Genomic DNA, 14,705 nt, shown 5'->3' on the forward strand with positions numbered 1-14,705 from the left:
TCGTCGCTGAAAAACGACGATCCGGCGCAAGTCTATTAAGTTAGATACCCTTGATAATCCCGTGCTTCTTTTTTCCGAGGCTGAGCTTGGAAGTATTGCCCGGTGTAATCGTTATCAGGAAATTAGGATCGCTCATCACCTCGTCGTCCAGCTTGACCGCGCCTTCGCCGATCTTGCGCTTGGACTCGCCGTTCGAGGCGGTGAAGCCCAGTTCGGTGCAGGCCGCGCCAAGCCGGATGCCGTCGGCGCCGACCTCGATGGTCGGCAGGTCTTCGCCAAGGCCGCCGCCCGCGAAGGTGTCGCGCGCGGTCTGGGCGGCGGCGATGGCGGCGTCCTCGCCACGGCACAGCCTGGTCGCCTCGTTGGCGAGCACTTCCTTGGCGTGGTTGATCTCGGCGCCTTCCAGCGCTTCGAGCCGGGCGATCTCGTCCATCGGCAGATCGGTGAACAGGCGCAGGAACTTGCCGACATCGCGGTCGTCGCAGTTGCGCCAGAACTGCCAGTAGTCATAGCTCGGCAGCGAGGTCTCGTTGAGCCACACCGCGCCCGAGACCGACTTGCCCATCTTGGTGCCGTCGGCCTTGGTGATGAGCGGGGTGGTCAGGCCGTAGACTTCGGTGCCGTCCATGCGGCGCGCCAGTTCCACGCCGTTGACGATATTGCCCCACTGGTCCGACCCGCCCATCTGCAACCGCACGCCGTGCGCGCCGCTGAGGTGCCGGAAGTCGTAACCCTGGAGGATCATGTAGTTGAATTCGAGGAAGGTCATCGGCTGCTCGCGCTCAAGGCGCAGCTTCACCGAATCGAACGAGAGCATGCGGTTGACCGTGAAGTGCGTGCCGACGCGCTGGAGCATCTCGATGTAACCGATCTGGCCGAGCCAGTCGTGATTGTTGACCATCACCGCATCGGTCGGGCCATCGCCGAAGGTCAGGAAACGCTCGAAGGCGGTGCGGATCGAGGCGATGTTGCCCTCGATCGCGTCGTCGGTCAGCATCTTGCGGACTTCGTCCTTGCCGGTCGGATCACCGATGCGCGTGGTGCCGCCGCCCATCAGCACGACCGGCTTGTGCCCTGCCTGCTGGAGGCGGCGCAGCAGCATGATCGACACCAGATTGCCGACATGCAGCGAAGGCGCGGTGGCATCGAAGCCCACGTAACCCGGCACGACCTGCTTGGCCGCAAGCGCGTCGAGACCCTCGGCGTCGGTGGTCTGGTGGATGTAGCCACGCTCTTCGAGCAGGCGGAGCAGATCGGACTGGTACTGTGTCATGATGCGCGCGCGTCTAGCACAGGAAGGGCGGGGCGGGGCAAGAGCGATTCGCAAAACAGGGTTGCTCTCGACGCGATACGGCGCGTGCGTTAGCCAGCGGGCTACCTCGTTTCGGAAAGCACCGCCCTTGAACCTGACCGCGCATCCTGCCCGCCCGCCGCTGAACGTCAGCGCCATCACCGTTGGCGCCGGGATGGAGGGCAGCTGGCTGCTGCTGCGCTGGCGAGTCGAGGGCGCGGGCGCGCTGGTGGTGCCGCCCTTCGCCGGGCGCGGCCGGGCGGACGGTCTGTGGCAGGCGACCTGCTTCGAGGCGTTTCTCCAGTCTGACGATGGCAGTGCAGGCTATGTCGAACTGAACCTCTCGCCCTCCGAACAATGGGCCGCCTACAGCTTCACCGGGCGGCGCGAGGGCATGGCTGAGGTTCCCATGCCGCGCGATGCCGACTGCGCGCTTCGCGGCAGCGGCAACCTGATGATCTTCGATGCCGCCGTGCCGCTCGCCACGCTGCCGCCGCGTCCGTGGCGTCTCGGGATGACCGCCGTGATCGAGGAACGCGCGGAAGGCATGAGCGAAACCGTCAAGAGCTACTGGGCGCTGGCCCATGGCGGCGCGGAGCCCGACTTCCACGACCCGGCTTGCTTCGTCGCACGCCTTGGGGCAGGCGAGGGCGCATGAAATTCGGCATCGACCGCCTGCTGGCGGACCCCTCGCTCCGCGCGCCGCTTGACGGCAAGCGCGTCTCGCTCGTCGCGCACCCGGCCTCGGTGACGCAGGAACTGGTCCATTCGCTCGACGCGCTGATCGCGGCGGGCGTCAACGTGACCAGCGCTTTCGGTCCGCAGCATGGTCTGAAGGGCGACAAGCAGGACAACATGGTCGAGACGGCGGACGAGACCGATCCGCAGTACGGCATCCCGGTCTTCAGCCTCTATGGCGAAGTGCGTCGCCCCAGCGCGGCGATGATGGATACCGCAGACGTGTTCCTGTTCGACCTGCAGGATCTCGGCTGCCGCATCTACACCTTCGTCACCACGCTGCTCTACATGCTGGAGGCGGCGGCGGAGAGCGGCAAGAGCGTCTGGGTGCTCGATCGCCCCAATCCTGCCGGTCGCCCGGTGGAGGGCACGACGCTGCTGGCGGGGCAAGAGAGCTTCGTCGGCGCCGGGCCAATGCCGATGCGGCACGGGTTGACGCTGGGCGAGATGGGCCACTGGTTCGTGCGCCACTACAATCTCGATGTCGATTACCGGGTGATCGCCATGGAAGGCTGGGAGCCCGAGGCGGCGCCGGGCTATGGCTGGCCGCAGGATCGTCTCTGGATCAACCCGAGCCCCAACGCGGCGAACCTCAACATGGCGCGTGCCTACGCGGGCACGGTGATGATCGAGGGCGCGACGCTGTCCGAAGGGCGTGGCACCACGCGCCCGCTCGAAGTGCTGTTCGGCGCGCCCGATGTGGATGCCGGTGCCGTGCTGGCCGAGATGCGCCGCTTCGCGCCCGAGTGGCTGGCGGGCTGCGCGATCCGCGAATGCTGGTTCGAGCCGACCTTCCACAAGCACCACGGCCAGCTGTGCAACGCGCTGATGATCCACGCGGAAGGCGCCTTCTACGATCACGCCGCGTTCCGTCCGTGGCGCTTGCAGGCGCTGGCCTTCAAGGCGATCCGTACGCTTTATCCCGACTATCCGCTCTGGCGCGATTTTCCTTACGAATACGAGTTCGAGCGGCTGGCGATCGACGTCATCAACGGTGGGCCTGCCTTGCGCGAATGGGTGGACAATCCGGCCTCGACGCCTGCCGATCTCGATGCCATCGCAGCGCGCGACGAGGCCGCGTGGCGCGCCGAAGTGGCGGACCTGCTGCTGTACCGTTAAGCTGGAATGCCCGTTGCCGTCGCCTCTCGCTCACGCGGGCGGTGGACGGCGGCGACCAGCACGAACGAGACATACATCAAGAGATACCACGCCCCCATCTTGGTCGGCTGCACCATGGTCCAGCCATGGCTCTGGCTGGGATAGATCCACGCGTTCGAAAACGTCGCGAGGTTCTCGGCAAACCAGATGAACAGCGCGACGAGGAACCAGCCGAGCAGCAGTGGCATCCAGCGGTCCTCGCGCCAGACGCGGAACCAGATGCGTGTGCGGACAAACAGCAACGCCATCGCAGCGAACAGGCCGAGCCGCACGTCCGGCAGCCAGTGGTGCGCGAAGAAATTGACGTAGACCGCCACCGCCAGCAGCCCGCTCGCCCACAGCGGCGGATAGCGCGTGAAGCGGAAGTCGAAGATGCGCCACACCCGCGCGATATAGCTGCCGACAGCGGCATACATGAAGCCCGAGAACAGCGGCACGCCGCCGACATGCAACACCGATCCTTCGGGATAGGTCCACGATCCGTGCGCGGTCTTGAACAGTTCCATCACCGTGCCGACCACATGGAAGGCCAGGATCACTTTCGCCTCGTCCCATGTCTCCAACCGCAGCGCCAGCATGCTGATCTGGATCGCAAGCGCGCACAGCGTCAGGAAGTCGTACCGCGCCAGCGCGGCATGGTCGGGATAGAACAGGTGCGTGCCCAGCAGCAGCGCCAGCATCAGTGCGCCGAACAGGCAGGCCCAGCCCTGCTTGAAGCCGAACAGCACGAACTCATAGAGCCAAGAGGCTGGCCCCGGCGGCGGTGCGAAGCGCTCCAGCCGCGTACGGATCGCGGCGAAGCGGGTATGGCGGGCAGGGGCGTGCATCACGGCTGGCGCGGGAAGCCTTCCATGCCTTCGGGCACGCGCACCCATTCGGGCGCCTCCTCCAGCCAGATCGCCGAATCCGGCACCAGCGCGTCGCTCTGGTCGAGAAAGCCCACGCGCACCGTGCGCGCCTGCAAGCGTCCCGAATTGCGGCTCATCACTTGCGTCCCGCACTTCGCACAGAACCCGTGCTCGACCACATTCCCGCTCGCCGCCGTGTTGGGCGACCATGCAAGCTCACCTTCAAGATGGATATGTTCGACCGGGAACGAGGCGTTCACCGTGGCATTGCCGCAGGCGATCCGCTGGCACTGCGCACACCAGCACTGGCGCACCCACAGCGGCGGCGCGTCGATCGTGGCGGAAACGGCACCGCAGTTGCAGCGTCCGGTGAAGGGGTGGGGTGTGAGATCGGTCATGGTGGGACTCCGTAAATTCGCGGCAACCTTGGTCCTGACCCGGCATCGTCACAAGTGCGTTTTCGAGCGATTTTCGGGAATTACCCGGCCAGCTTCACCGCGCGCAGCATCAGTGACTGGAAGCGGCCCTCATCCACGCTCGCTTTCTTGTCGTTCCACGATCCGGTGACGATGCGCCATTCGCCGGAGGGCGCGCGCAGCAGCCATGTCATGCTGATTACGCCATCTTCCGAGCCGCCCTTGTAGCCGACATAGGCCCATTTCTGCCGTGTCGGGGCATCAAGCGCGGGGTTGATCGTGAGGATCGCCGAGGCCTCAGGGCTGTCCAGATCGCGCAGATCTTCCATTACGCGGGCGAGGTCGGTGGGGGAGGCGAACCATTCCACCTCGTCGATGGCGACGGGGCCGCGCCCGAAGACCGCGCCGGGATCGGCCTCTGCCACGCCGCGCATGTCGAGCGCCGATAACTGGGCGGCGCGTTCGGCGGGGGAACCCTTGGCGTAGCGCGCGGTGGCATCCGGCCCCGCACGCTTGAGCGCGAAGAACTGCGCGGTCGTCAGAAACGGGCGCAGCGCGTCGGGATGGGCGTGGTGGGCGAGCGTCACTTCTCGGGCAAGTGCGTCCTGCCCGACAAGGCGCACCAGCATGTCGGTGGCGCTGTTGTCGCTGATCGAGATCATCAGGCTGGCGAGCGTGTGCAACGTCACCGGCGCGCCATCAGGAAAGCCGTGCAGGGTGCCGCCGGGGAAGGACTTGCCCGAGACCGGCACAACGTCGCTCCAACTGCGCTGGCCCTCTTTGACCTGCCGTGCGAGCGCGGCGAGCACGTAGAGCTTGAAGGTCGAGCCGATGGCGAAGGGATGGCGCGCATCCTGACCGTGGATCAGCTTGGGCGCGCTGTCGGTTGCCGTGTCGAGCGCGAAGACGCCGTAGCCGCTCTTGCCGGGAAGCGCGGCGAAATCGGCGTCGAGTCTGGCGAAGCTGTCGTCGTTCAGCGTGAGCGCGAAGATGCGGTATCCGGCGACGAGATGTTCAGGGCCGCCGCCGACCACCAGATGCGCAGGCGCCGATCCCCTGGCGAAGTGCAGCATGGCACTGGCGGCGTAAGGGCCTTCGACCTTGAACTGGTCGTAGCTTTCGAGCGGTCCCGCCCGCTCGCTCAGTTGCGCGGCGAGCGCCTTCAACTGATCGGGGGAGACGGCAGCGAGAAACGTCGCGTCGAACACCTCGGCGGCGGGCTTTCGGCCTTCCAGCACCGCCAGCACATCGTCGCTGCGCTGGCGCAACAGCGCTTCATCCACCGACTGTGCGTAAGCCGGGGCGCTCACTGCCAGCGCGACCATGGCGGCGAGGGTGGTGAGCCAGAGGCTTGCGAACTTGCGAAACCGCCCATGTGCCATCCCATCCTCCAGTTTCCCGCGGGGCGAGAGGGTGGCGCGAACGGGATCAGGCGTCAATCAGATCGCGGTCGAGATCGCCGGCGCGATTCTGGATGAAGTGGAAGCGGTGCTCCGGGTTACGGCCCATCAGCCGGTCGACCAGGTCCTTCACCGCCGCACGGTTCTCGTACTCAGGCGGCAGGGTGATGCGGATCAGCGAGCGGCTGGCGGGCGCCATCGTGGTCTCGCGCAGCTGGCCGGGGTTCATCTCGCCAAGGCCCTTGAAGCGGCCTACTTCCACCTTCTTGCCCTTGAAAACGGTCGCTTCCAGTTCGGCGCGGTGGGCATCGTCGCGGGCATAGGCGGATTTGGAGCCGTGCGTCAGGCGATAGAGCGGCGGCTGGGCGAGGTAGAGGTGCCCGCGCCGCACGATGTCCGGCATCTCCTGGAAGAAGAACGTCATCAAGAGCGTGGCGATATGCGCGCCGTCGACGTCGGCATCGGTCATGATGACGATGCGGTCGTAGCGCAGGTTGTCGGCGTTGCAGTCCTTGCGGGTGCCGCAGCCGAGCGCGAGGCCGAGGTCGGCGATTTCCGCATTGGCGCGGATCTTGTCCGCCGTGGCTGAGGCGACGTTGAGGATCTTGCCGCGGATCGGCAGGATCGCCTGCGTCTTGCGGTCGCGCGCCTGCTTGGCCGAACCGCCTGCCGAATCGCCCTCGACGATGAACAGCTCGGTCTCGCCGTCGCCTTCGCCCGAACAGTCGGTCAGCTTGCCGGGCAGGCGGACCTTCTTGGCGTTGGTGGCGGTCTTGCGCTTGATGTCGCGCTCCGCCTTGCGGCGCAGGCGCTCGTCCATGCGCTCCATCACCGCACCCAGCAGCGCCTTGCCGCGCTCCAGATTGTCGGTGAGGAAGTGGTCGAAGTGATCGCGCACGGCAGCCTCGACCATGCGCGCGGCCTCGGGCGAGGTGAGGCGGTCCTTGGTCTGGCTCTGGAACTGGGGATCGCGGATGAACACCGAAAGCATCACTTCGCTGCCGGTGATCATGTCGTCGGGCGTGATGTCCTTGGCCTTCTTGCCCTGACCCACAAGATCGGCGAAGGCGCGGATGCCCTTGGTCAGCGCGCCGCGCAGGCCCTGTTCATGGGTGCCGCCGTCGGGCGTGGGGATGGTGTTGCAGTACCACGAGAACGAGCCGTCGGAGTAGAGCGGCCAGGCGATCGCCCATTCGACGCGGCCCTGCTCGGAACCGTCCTCGCCCTTGGGAAAGTCCTGACGACCGGAGAAGAACTGCGTGGTCACGCATTCGCGCTTGCCGATCTGCTCGGCAAGGTGATCGGCCAGACCGCCGGGAAACTGGAACGTCGCTTCGGTAGGCACGTCCTCGCCGGCCAGCGAGGGCGCGCACTTCCAGCGGATCTCGACGCCTGCGAACAGGTAGGCCTTGGAGCGCACCAGCTTGAACAGGCGTGAGGGCTTGAATTTCTGGTCGCCGAAGATCTCGGTGTCGGGCGTGAAGGTGACGGCGGTGCCGCGCCGGTTGGGCGCCGCGCCGACCTTCTGGATCGGGCCGAGCGTGACCCCGCGCGAGAACTCCTGCGCGTAGAGTTCCTTGTTGCGCGCCACTTCCACGCGGGTCTTCACCGACAGGGCATTGACTACCGAGATGCCGACGCCGTGCAGGCCGCCCGAGGTGGCGTAGGCTTTCCCTGAGAACTTGCCGCCCGAGTGCAGGGTGGAGAGGATGACCTCCAGTGCCGACTTGCCGGGATATTTCGGATGCTCGTCCACCGGGATGCCGCGCCCGTTGTCGGTGATGGTCACGCGGCCCGCCGTGCCCGGTTCTTCCTCCAGCGTCACCTCGATGCGGTTGGCGTGCCCGGCGACGGCCTCGTCCATCGCGTTGTCGAGCACTTCGGCGACGAGGTGATGCAGCGCGCGCTCGTCGGTGCCGCCGATATACATGCCGGGGCGGCGGCGGACGGGCTCAAGCCCCTCCAGCACCTCGATCGCGGAACCGTCATAGGTTTCGCCGGCTGCGGTCGGAAGCTGCTCGAAGAGGTCGTCGGACATGGCCGCGACTATAAGCAGTGCGTGAAACCGCGATCAAGCGCGGCTTCACGCTTATCCTACCTTACTTCGCGAAGCTGGTCGGCGCCGGGCTGATGACCGTGGCACCGCCGGGGCGGATTTCGCGCACTTCGAGCGCGCGTTCGATCACGCCGTCGCGTCCGAAGCGGAACGCGCCGTCGAGGCCGAGGAAGCCGTCCGGGTTGATCAGGCTGGAGACCGGGAAGGGGCGCCCCGCCTGCCAGTCCCGCGCGGCGCGCAGGGTCAGCAGCACGCCGTCGTAGCCCAGCGTTGCGATGCGATAGGGCGTCTTGCCGTAGCGCGTGCGATAGCTGGCGGCGAAGCGCGGGAAGCGCGCGTCGGACACGCTGGCGAACCATGCACCGCTGAGCGCCGGGTTGGCGGTGATCGCCTTGTCGCCGCTCCACAGCTCGGTGCCGAGCAGGCGTGGCGATCCGGCGGGCATGCCCCTGCTCTTGAGCGCGGTCGCTGCGCTGGACGAGAGCGAACCGCCGTCCGCGATCAGCACCGCCTGATAGCCGCCTTGTGCGCGCAGGCGTTGCGCCGCTGCCGTGATCGACGCGGCAGAGCGGTCATAGGTCTGCATGTTCAGCACCTTGCTGCCCTTGGCGCGCGCGGTCTGGAGCAGTGCGGCGGAGGCACGGTCGCCATATTCGCCGCGCGGAACGAGTGCGGAGAACACGTTGACGCCCTGGCTCTGGGCATAGGAAATCGTGCGCGCCATCGAGGCGCCGGGCAGGTTGCCCATCACGAAGACGTCCTTGGCTGCGATCGTCTCGTCGTTCGAGAACGTCACCAGCGGGACATGCGCGGGCCGCGCGACGGCGATCACGGCGGATACGTCGTCCGACAGCAGCGGGCCGAGAATCAGGCCGTTGCCGTCGGCCAGCGCGTGCTGCGCGGCGGCGGTGGCACCGGTCGCGGTGTCATAAGTGGTGACGCGCAGGTCCTTGGCGCCGGTATCGAGCAGCGCCATCGTCGCCGCATTGGCGATCGACTGTCCGGCCGCGCCATTCGGCCCGGTGGTCGGCACCAGCAAAGCGACGCGGTGCTGCCCGCCGTCCATCGGCAGCGTGCTCGAACTGGGCGCCTTGGTGGGCGGCGGTGGCGGGGGCGTGTAACGCGGCCCCTTGGGAATGACCGAACAGGCGGCCAGAGTCATCAGTGCGCCGGCGGCCAGAAGGGTCCGTCGGTTGAGGGTGCCGTTCAATCGGCTGTGGAACATCGCTTGCCGCTCCCGCGTGGCCTCGCCATGAATGGCGACATGGAACATTCTCTTTTGCCGGGCCTCTATATCGTGGCCACTCCGATTGGCAACCTGGGCGACATTACCCTGCGCGCGGTGGAGGTGCTGCGAGGCGTCTCTGCGGTGGCCTGCGAGGACACGCGCGTCACCGGTAAGTTATTGCATCACCTGGAAATCAAGCAGAAGCTGATTCGCTATGACGACCATGCGGGCGAGGGCGACCGCGAACGCCTGCTGGCCCTGATGCAGAGCGAACCCGTCGCGCTGGTGAGCGATGCGGGCACGCCGCTGATCTCCGATCCCGGCTATCGGCTGGTGCGTGACGCCAGGGCGCGCGGATTGCCGTCACCAGCCTGCCGGGCGCCAATGCGGCGGTGATGGCGATGACGCTCTCGGGGCTGCCCAACGACCGCTTCCTGTTCGCAGGCTTCCTGCCCAACAAGGCCAAGGCGCGCGAGGACGTGCTGCGCGAACTCGCCAAGGTGCCCGCAACGCTGGTGTTCTACGAAACGTCCCCGCGTCTGGAGGCTGCGCTCACCGCGATTGCAGAAGTCCTGCCGGGGCGCGAGGTGGCGGTGGCGCGCGAACTCACCAAGAAGTTCGAGGAATGCCGCACCGCGCTGCCCGCAGAGTTGATCGCACATTACGCGCAGCATCCCCCGAAGGGTGAGATCGCGCTGGTGATCGCGCCACCGGGCGACGAGCCACTGGGCGAGATCGACGTCGATGCGCTGCTGCTGACCGAGCTGCAATTCGCCAAGGCCTCGCAGGCCGCCGCTGCCGTTGCCAAGGCGACCGGGCTCGACCGCAAGACGCTCTATGCACGCGCGCTCGAACTGAAATGACCGAAAGGCGCATCCGGGCAGAGCGGCAGGGCCGTCGCGGCGAGAGCATCGCGGCGTGGTATCTGCGGCTCACCGGATGGCGCGTGCTCGCGCGCCGGGTGAAGACCCCGCGCGGCGAAATCGATCTGGTGGTGCGGCGCGGCACGGTGGTCGCGGCGGTCGAGGTGAAGTGGCGCGCCCGCGCCGAATCGCTCGACACCGTGATCGACGCGTGGCGCCTACGCCGGGTGGCCGCCGCCGCCGAAGCGGCGCTGCCGCGCCACGCCCGCCCCGGCGACAGCCAGCGCATCGACGTAGTGCTGGTCTCCCCCGGCACATGGCCGCGCCGGATCGTCAATGTGTGGCAGCCGGGGGTTTAGATGGGGTGTGTGGTGTTTTGGGTTGCGCCGCCCGAGCGGACTATTCTTCTCTCCTCTTCAGGGGAGAGATACGAAGGCTTGGCAGCTTGCTGCCTAGCCGTAGTTGAGAGGGGTTTAGGTCACGCATTCCCCTCTCCCAACCCTCTCCCCTGAAGGGGAGAGGGCTATGACAAACAACCGTTGTGGTTGGCCCACCCCCTTCCGGCTAGGTCACTGCGTTCCCAAGCCTTCCGGCCCTCCCGAGGGGGAGGGCAATACTGCTTTCCACTCCCGCCCGCGGGAGGGGAGCGAGACCTGGAGAGCGTAGCGAGCCTGGTCGCAGCGGGGTGGGCCGGTGCGACCGAAACTAACCTCCCAAGTCCGACACAATCGCCATCTTGCGTTATTCAGCGCCCAACACCCACGACTTGCGTTTTCGGATACCGTGGATCGAACGATTGCGCGTCTCGCCGTGTCGAATAGTGGTCGCAACCGCACACAATTCCGACTAAGCCGCACGAGAATCTGCAAAGCTAATCCCTGCCCGGAACGGACTTTTTCATGACCCTTCGCATCGCCGTCCAGATGGACCCGCTCGAGACCGTGAACATCGCCGGGGATTCGTCCTTTGCGCTGATGCTCTCGGCGCAGGCGCGCGGGCATCAGCTGTTCCACTATGACGTCAAGACGCTGGCCTATGACGCCGCGTTCGGCGCCAATGGGCGGCTGACCTGCTGGGGTGCGCCGGTGACGGTGCAGCGCGTGGCGGGCGCCCACTTCACGCGCGGCGACTATCGCCTGATCGATCTGGTCGCCGATATCGACGTGGTGCTGATGCGGCAGGACCCGCCGTTCGACCTTGGCTACATCACCGCCACGCACCTGCTGGAGCGGCTCGAAGGCCGCACGCTGGTGGTCAACGATCCCGCCTCGGTGCGCAATGCGCCCGAGAAGGTGATGGTGCTCGACTATGCGCGCTTCATGCCGCCCACGTTCGTCGCGCGCCGGATCGAGGATGTGCGCGAATTCCAGCAGCGCAACGTCAATGCGGGCTTCGGCGGCGATCTGGTGATCAAGCCGCTCCACGGCAACGGCGGCAAGGCAGTGTTCCGCGTGCCGGCCGACGGCAGCAATCTGGGCGCGCTGATCGAGATGTTCCAGAACGCCTGGATCGAGCCGTTCATGGTCCAGCCCTTCCTTCCGGGCGTGGCCGAGGGCGACAAGCGCATCGTGCTGGTCGATGGCGAGTTCGCAGGCGCGATCAACCGCAAGCCGGGCGAGGGCGAGTTCCGCTCGAACCTTGCCGTCGGCGGGTCGGCGGAAGCGGCGACACTCACTTCGACCGAAGAAGAGATCTGCGCGGCGATGGGGCCGGAACTCAAGGCGCGGGGGCTGGTTTTCGTGGGTATCGACGTGATCGGCGGAAAATGGCTCACCGAAATCAACGTGACATCGCCTACGGGCATCGTGGCTATCGACCGGTTCAACGGAACCGACACGGCTGCGCGCATCTGGGATGCTATCGAGGTCCGGCACGCAGCGATGTAAGGGCTGCGTGCCCGCAGGAGGGTGTTGAGTGAACGACTGGGTGGTGCATTTCGTTCAGGCCGGAGGGTACTGGGGCATCGCCTTTCTGATGATGCTCGAGAACCTGTTTCCGCCGATCCCCTCCGAGCTGATCATGGGCATTGGCGGGCTGGCGCTGGCGCGCGGGACGATGAGCTTCACGCCGCTGCTGTTCGCAGGCACCGTGGGCGCCACCGCCGGAAACTACATCCTGTTCCTGATCGCCGACCGCCTCGGCTTCGAGCGCCTGAAACCCCTGATCGTGCGCTGGGAGCGCTGGGTGACGCTGGAGTGGGAGGATATCGAGAAGGCCGGCCACTTCATGCGCGCGCATGGCCAGTGGGTGGTCTTCATCATGCGCTTCATGCCCATGTTCCGCACCACGATCTCGCTTCCGGCGGGGCTGGCGCACATGAGCCACTGGAAGTTCATCGTTTATACCTTCCTCGGCGCGGGCATCTGGAACACGCTGCTGATTCTGGGCGGGCAGTGGCTGGGACACAGCTTCGCACAGGCCGACAAGTGGATCACCTGGGGCGCGATCGCGGGCGGCGTCGCAGGTGTGGTGTGGTATCTGTGGCGCGTGCTGCGCTGGCGTCCGCGCCGGGCGCGCGTGGCGCGCGAGCCGGGATAACCGCCTTTACGAGTTACCCTCACGTGGATGCGCGTTGCGGTAAACGTCGAGCAGTGTGGCCGCGTCCACTTTCGTATAGATCTGCGTCGAGCCGAGGCTGGCGTGGCCCAGCAGGTCCTGCAACGAGCGCAAGTCCGCGCCCGCGCCCAGCAGATGCGTGGCGAAGCTGTGGCGCAGCGCATGCGGCGTCGCGCTGGCGGGCAGGCCGAGCACGCCCCGCGCCCGTGCCATCGCGCGCTGTACCATCCCCTGCGCCAGAGCGCCGCCGCGTGCGCCGCGAAACAGCGGGGCGTCGCGGTCCAGCGGCCAAGGGCATCTGGCGCGGTATTCCTCCACCCCGGCGCGCACGATCGGCAGGATCGGCACCATGCGCTGCTTGCCGCCCTTGCCGGTCACGACGAGCGTCTCGCCCAGCGGCGCGTCGCCGCCTTTGAGGGAAAGCGCCTCGGCGATGCGCAGGCCCGCGCCGTAGAGCAGCAGCAGCACCGCGCGATCCCGTGCGCCGATCCACGGAGCGCTCGCGTCCTCATCCACCGTGGCGGCAAGGTTCACCGCCTCGTCGGGCGTGACCGGGCGGGGCAAGCCCTTCTTGACGCGCGGCGCACGCAGGCGCGGCGGGGCGGCGTGCGATGCCCCCGCCTGTTCGCGCGCGAAGCCGAGGAAAGCCTTGAGTGCCGAAAGCTCGCGCGCGGCAGAAACATTGCCGATCCCGGCCTGTCGCCGTGCGGCCAGTTGCTCGCGCAGTGCGCCGCTTTCGAGCGTTGCAAGGCGCGCCCAGTCGGTCTCTCCCAGATGATCGAGCAGCCGCGCGGCAGTGGCGACATAGGCGCGCACGGTATGCGGGCTGCGCCGCCGGGCATGGGTGAGATGGTTGCCCCAGGCCTCCAGCATGTCGGCGCGCGTGGGAGAGGGGGCGTTCAGGACAGTCCGCTTTCGACCAGATCGGCGCTTTCAACGAGGTCGGCTGGTACGATCTCGCCCAGCAGTCCGTCGAGCAGAGCCATGCCCGCCTCGGTTACGCCGAGCACCTCGCCCTGCCGCCAGAGCAGCCCTTGCGTTTCGTAGAACGCCACCTTGCGGGGATCGTGCAAGGCCTCTTGCGGCAGGCCGAAGCGGGTGGACAGCGCTGCGAGGTTCACGCCCTCGGCCAGTCGCAGGCCCATCAGCATCGCTTCGCTCGCCTGTTCGCGAAGGCCGAGGTCGCGCGTCTCGTTGATCCCGTCGCCGCGTGCGGCCACGGCATCCAGCCAGTTCTCCGGCTTGCGATGGCGGGTGGTCGCCACGCCTCCGCGACGGCCATGCGCGCCGGGGCCGATCCCGCAATAGTCCTGATAGCGCCAGTAGGTGAGGTTGTGGCGGCTTTCCTCGCCGGGTCGGGCGTGATTGCTGATCTCGTAGGCGGGAAGCCCCGCGTTCGCCGTCATCTCGCGGGTGAGGGCGAACATGTCGGCGCAGGCATCCTCGTCGAGCGGGGCGAACTGGCCTTTGCGCACCATCGTCTCGAACCGCGTGCCCGGCTCGATCGTCAGCTGGTAGAGCGAGAGGTGGCCGGTGCCATAGGCCAGCGCCTGCTCCAGTTCGGCGCGCCAGCCGTCCAGCGTCTGGCCGGGGCGGGCGTAGATCAGGTCGAAACTGACGCGCGAGAACAGGCCTTGCGCGATTTCGAGCGCGTCGAGGGCCTCGCGCGCATCGTGCAGGCGGCCAAGGAAGCGCAGCGTCTCGTCATCGAGCGCCTGCACGCCCAGCGACACGCGGTTGATCCCGGCGCTGGCGAGCGCGGTGTAGTTCGCCGCCTCGATCGAGGAGGGATTGCCCTCCAGCGTGATCTCGATGTCGGGCGCGAAACCCCACAGGTCCTGCGCGGTGTCGATCAGGTGCGAGACGAGCGCGGGCGGCATCAGCGACGGGGTGCCGCCGCCGAAGAAGATCGACGACAGCGCGCCGTCATGGCCCGAGATCTCGCGCTCGCGCCGCATCTCGGAAACCAAAGCGGTTTTCCAGTGTTCATGCTCCACCTTGTCCCGCACATGACTGTTGAAGTCGCAGTACGGGCACTTGGCGAGACAGAAGGGCCAATGGATATAGAGCGCGCGCGCCATGGCATCCCAAGGCCTGCAATGCTGGTTGAAGTCAAGAGCTCTCGCCCAGGGTCGCACCGGCAAGAGCACA

At 66.9% G+C, this 14,705-nt stretch carries 13 protein-coding genes and 1 pseudogene; 6 read left to right on the forward strand and 8 right to left on the reverse strand.

Annotation, left to right across the window (positions count from 1 at the left end; all coding sequences use genetic code 11):
- Positions 1–40: 40 nt before the first annotated feature.
- The gene (gene tyrS, locus CI805_RS08350; RefSeq protein WP_260921772.1) at positions 41–1,273 is read right to left on the reverse strand and encodes a tyrosine--tRNA ligase; all 1,233 of its coding nucleotides are present in this window, start codon (positions 1,271–1,273) and stop codon (positions 41–43) included.
- Positions 1,274–1,400: 127 nt separating this feature from the next.
- Here tyrS and CI805_RS08355 point away from each other — a divergent pair, with 127 nt between their 5' ends.
- Together CI805_RS08355 and CI805_RS08360 are read left to right on the forward strand one after the other, a co-directional pair.
- Positions 1,401–1,949 (forward strand): DOMON-like domain-containing protein, encoded by a 549-nt coding sequence (locus tag CI805_RS08355; RefSeq protein WP_260921773.1) that lies wholly within the window; start codon positions 1,401–1,403, stop codon positions 1,947–1,949.
- Positions 1,946–3,148, forward strand: a complete 1,203-nt coding sequence (locus tag CI805_RS08360) for a DUF1343 domain-containing protein (protein ID WP_260921778.1) — start codon at positions 1,946–1,948, stop codon at positions 3,146–3,148. The genes CI805_RS08355 and CI805_RS08360 overlap by 4 nt, the downstream gene beginning before the upstream one ends.
- Here CI805_RS08360 and CI805_RS08365 read toward each other — a convergent pair.
- The 5 genes from CI805_RS08365 to CI805_RS08385 form a co-directional block, all read right to left on the reverse strand.
- On the reverse strand, positions 3,145–4,014 hold the full coding sequence (locus CI805_RS08365) for a DUF817 domain-containing protein (protein WP_260921779.1): 870 nt from the start codon (positions 4,012–4,014) through the stop codon (positions 3,145–3,147). The genes CI805_RS08360 and CI805_RS08365 overlap by 4 nt on opposite strands.
- The gene (locus CI805_RS08370) at positions 4,014–4,433 is read right to left on the reverse strand and encodes a GFA family protein (RefSeq protein ID WP_260921781.1); all 420 of its coding nucleotides are present in this window, start codon (positions 4,431–4,433) and stop codon (positions 4,014–4,016) included. Before CI805_RS08370 ends, CI805_RS08365 begins: the two co-directional genes overlap by 1 nt.
- A gap of 80 nt (positions 4,434–4,513) precedes the next feature.
- The gene (locus CI805_RS08375) at positions 4,514–5,833 is read right to left on the reverse strand and encodes a class A beta-lactamase-related serine hydrolase (protein WP_260921782.1); all 1,320 of its coding nucleotides are present in this window, start codon (positions 5,831–5,833) and stop codon (positions 4,514–4,516) included.
- Positions 5,834–5,879: 46 nt separating this feature from the next.
- Positions 5,880–7,889 carry a DNA topoisomerase IV subunit B gene (gene parE / locus CI805_RS08380; RefSeq protein WP_260921783.1) on the reverse strand — a complete coding sequence of 670 codons (2,010 nt, stop codon included), beginning with the start codon at positions 7,887–7,889 and terminating at the stop codon, positions 5,880–5,882.
- Between the two features lie 61 nt (positions 7,890–7,950).
- Positions 7,951–9,069, reverse strand: a complete 1,119-nt coding sequence (locus CI805_RS08385; protein WP_260921784.1) for a penicillin-binding protein activator — start codon at positions 9,067–9,069, stop codon at positions 7,951–7,953.
- A 102-nt stretch (positions 9,070–9,171) separates the two neighbouring features.
- On the opposite strand from CI805_RS08385, the pseudogene rsmI reads away from it, so the two are divergent.
- The 4 genes and pseudogenes from rsmI (at position 9,172) to CI805_RS08405 (ending at position 12,536) form a co-directional block, all read left to right on the forward strand.
- A pseudogene (gene rsmI / locus CI805_RS08390) lies at positions 9,172–9,998 on the forward strand (16S rRNA (cytidine(1402)-2'-O)-methyltransferase).
- Positions 9,995–10,357 (forward strand): YraN family protein, encoded by a 363-nt coding sequence (locus tag CI805_RS08395; RefSeq protein WP_260921785.1) that lies wholly within the window; start codon positions 9,995–9,997, stop codon positions 10,355–10,357. The pseudogene rsmI and the gene CI805_RS08395 overlap by 4 nt, the downstream one beginning before the upstream one ends.
- A 540-nt stretch (positions 10,358–10,897) precedes the next feature.
- Complete coding sequence (gshB, locus tag CI805_RS08400; RefSeq protein WP_260921786.1) at positions 10,898–11,884, forward strand: glutathione synthase; 987 nt, start codon at positions 10,898–10,900, stop codon at positions 11,882–11,884.
- 28 nt (positions 11,885–11,912) lie between these two features.
- Entirely contained in the window at positions 11,913–12,536 is a 624-nt protein-coding gene (locus CI805_RS08405; protein WP_260921788.1) for a DedA family protein, read from the forward strand.
- A 6-nt stretch (positions 12,537–12,542) separates the two neighbouring features.
- Here CI805_RS08405 and CI805_RS08410 read toward each other — a convergent pair whose 3' ends face one another.
- Entirely contained in the window at positions 12,543–13,427 is an 885-nt protein-coding gene (locus CI805_RS08410; RefSeq protein WP_260921790.1) for a tyrosine recombinase XerC, read from the reverse strand.
- A gap of 26 nt (positions 13,428–13,453) precedes the next feature.
- Positions 13,454–14,635, reverse strand: coding sequence for a radical SAM family heme chaperone HemW (gene hemW / locus CI805_RS08415; RefSeq protein ID WP_260921793.1), 1,182 nt, complete (start codon positions 14,633–14,635; stop codon positions 13,454–13,456).
- Positions 14,636–14,705 lie beyond the last annotated feature (70 nt).

Origin of the sequence: Novosphingobium sp. 9 (assembly GCF_025340265.1) — a bacterium.
Lineage (GTDB): Bacteria > Pseudomonadota > Alphaproteobacteria > Sphingomonadales > Sphingomonadaceae > Novosphingobium.

Bases quoted from the DNA above. Each gene is read 5' to 3' on its own strand.
- tyrS (WP_260921772.1), bottom strand. From the start codon at position 1,273: ATGACACAGTACCAGTCCGATCTGCTCCGCCTGCTCGAAGAGCGTGGC.
- CI805_RS08360 (WP_260921778.1), top strand. From the start codon at position 1,946: ATGAAATTCGGCATCGACCGCCTGCTGGCGGACCCCTCGCTCCGCGCG.
- CI805_RS08365 (WP_260921779.1), bottom strand. From the start codon at position 4,014: ATGCACGCCCCTGCCCGCCATACCCGCTTCGCCGCGATCCGTACGCGG.
- CI805_RS08370 (WP_260921781.1), bottom strand. From the start codon at position 4,433: ATGACCGATCTCACACCCCACCCCTTCACCGGACGCTGCAACTGCGGT.
- CI805_RS08375 (WP_260921782.1), bottom strand. From the start codon at position 5,833: ATGGCACATGGGCGGTTTCGCAAGTTCGCAAGCCTCTGGCTCACCACC.
- parE (WP_260921783.1), bottom strand. From the start codon at position 7,889: ATGTCCGACGACCTCTTCGAGCAGCTTCCGACCGCAGCCGGCGAAACC.
- CI805_RS08385 (WP_260921784.1), bottom strand. From the start codon at position 9,069: ATGACTCTGGCCGCCTGTTCGGTCATTCCCAAGGGGCCGCGTTACACG.
- CI805_RS08395 (WP_260921785.1), top strand. From the start codon at position 9,995: ATGACCGAAAGGCGCATCCGGGCAGAGCGGCAGGGCCGTCGCGGCGAG.
- gshB (WP_260921786.1), top strand. From the start codon at position 10,898: ATGACCCTTCGCATCGCCGTCCAGATGGACCCGCTCGAGACCGTGAAC.
- CI805_RS08410 (WP_260921790.1), bottom strand. From the start codon at position 13,427: ATGCTGGAGGCCTGGGGCAACCATCTCACCCATGCCCGGCGGCGCAGC.
- hemW (WP_260921793.1), bottom strand. From the start codon at position 14,635: ATGGCGCGCGCGCTCTATATCCATTGGCCCTTCTGTCTCGCCAAGTGC.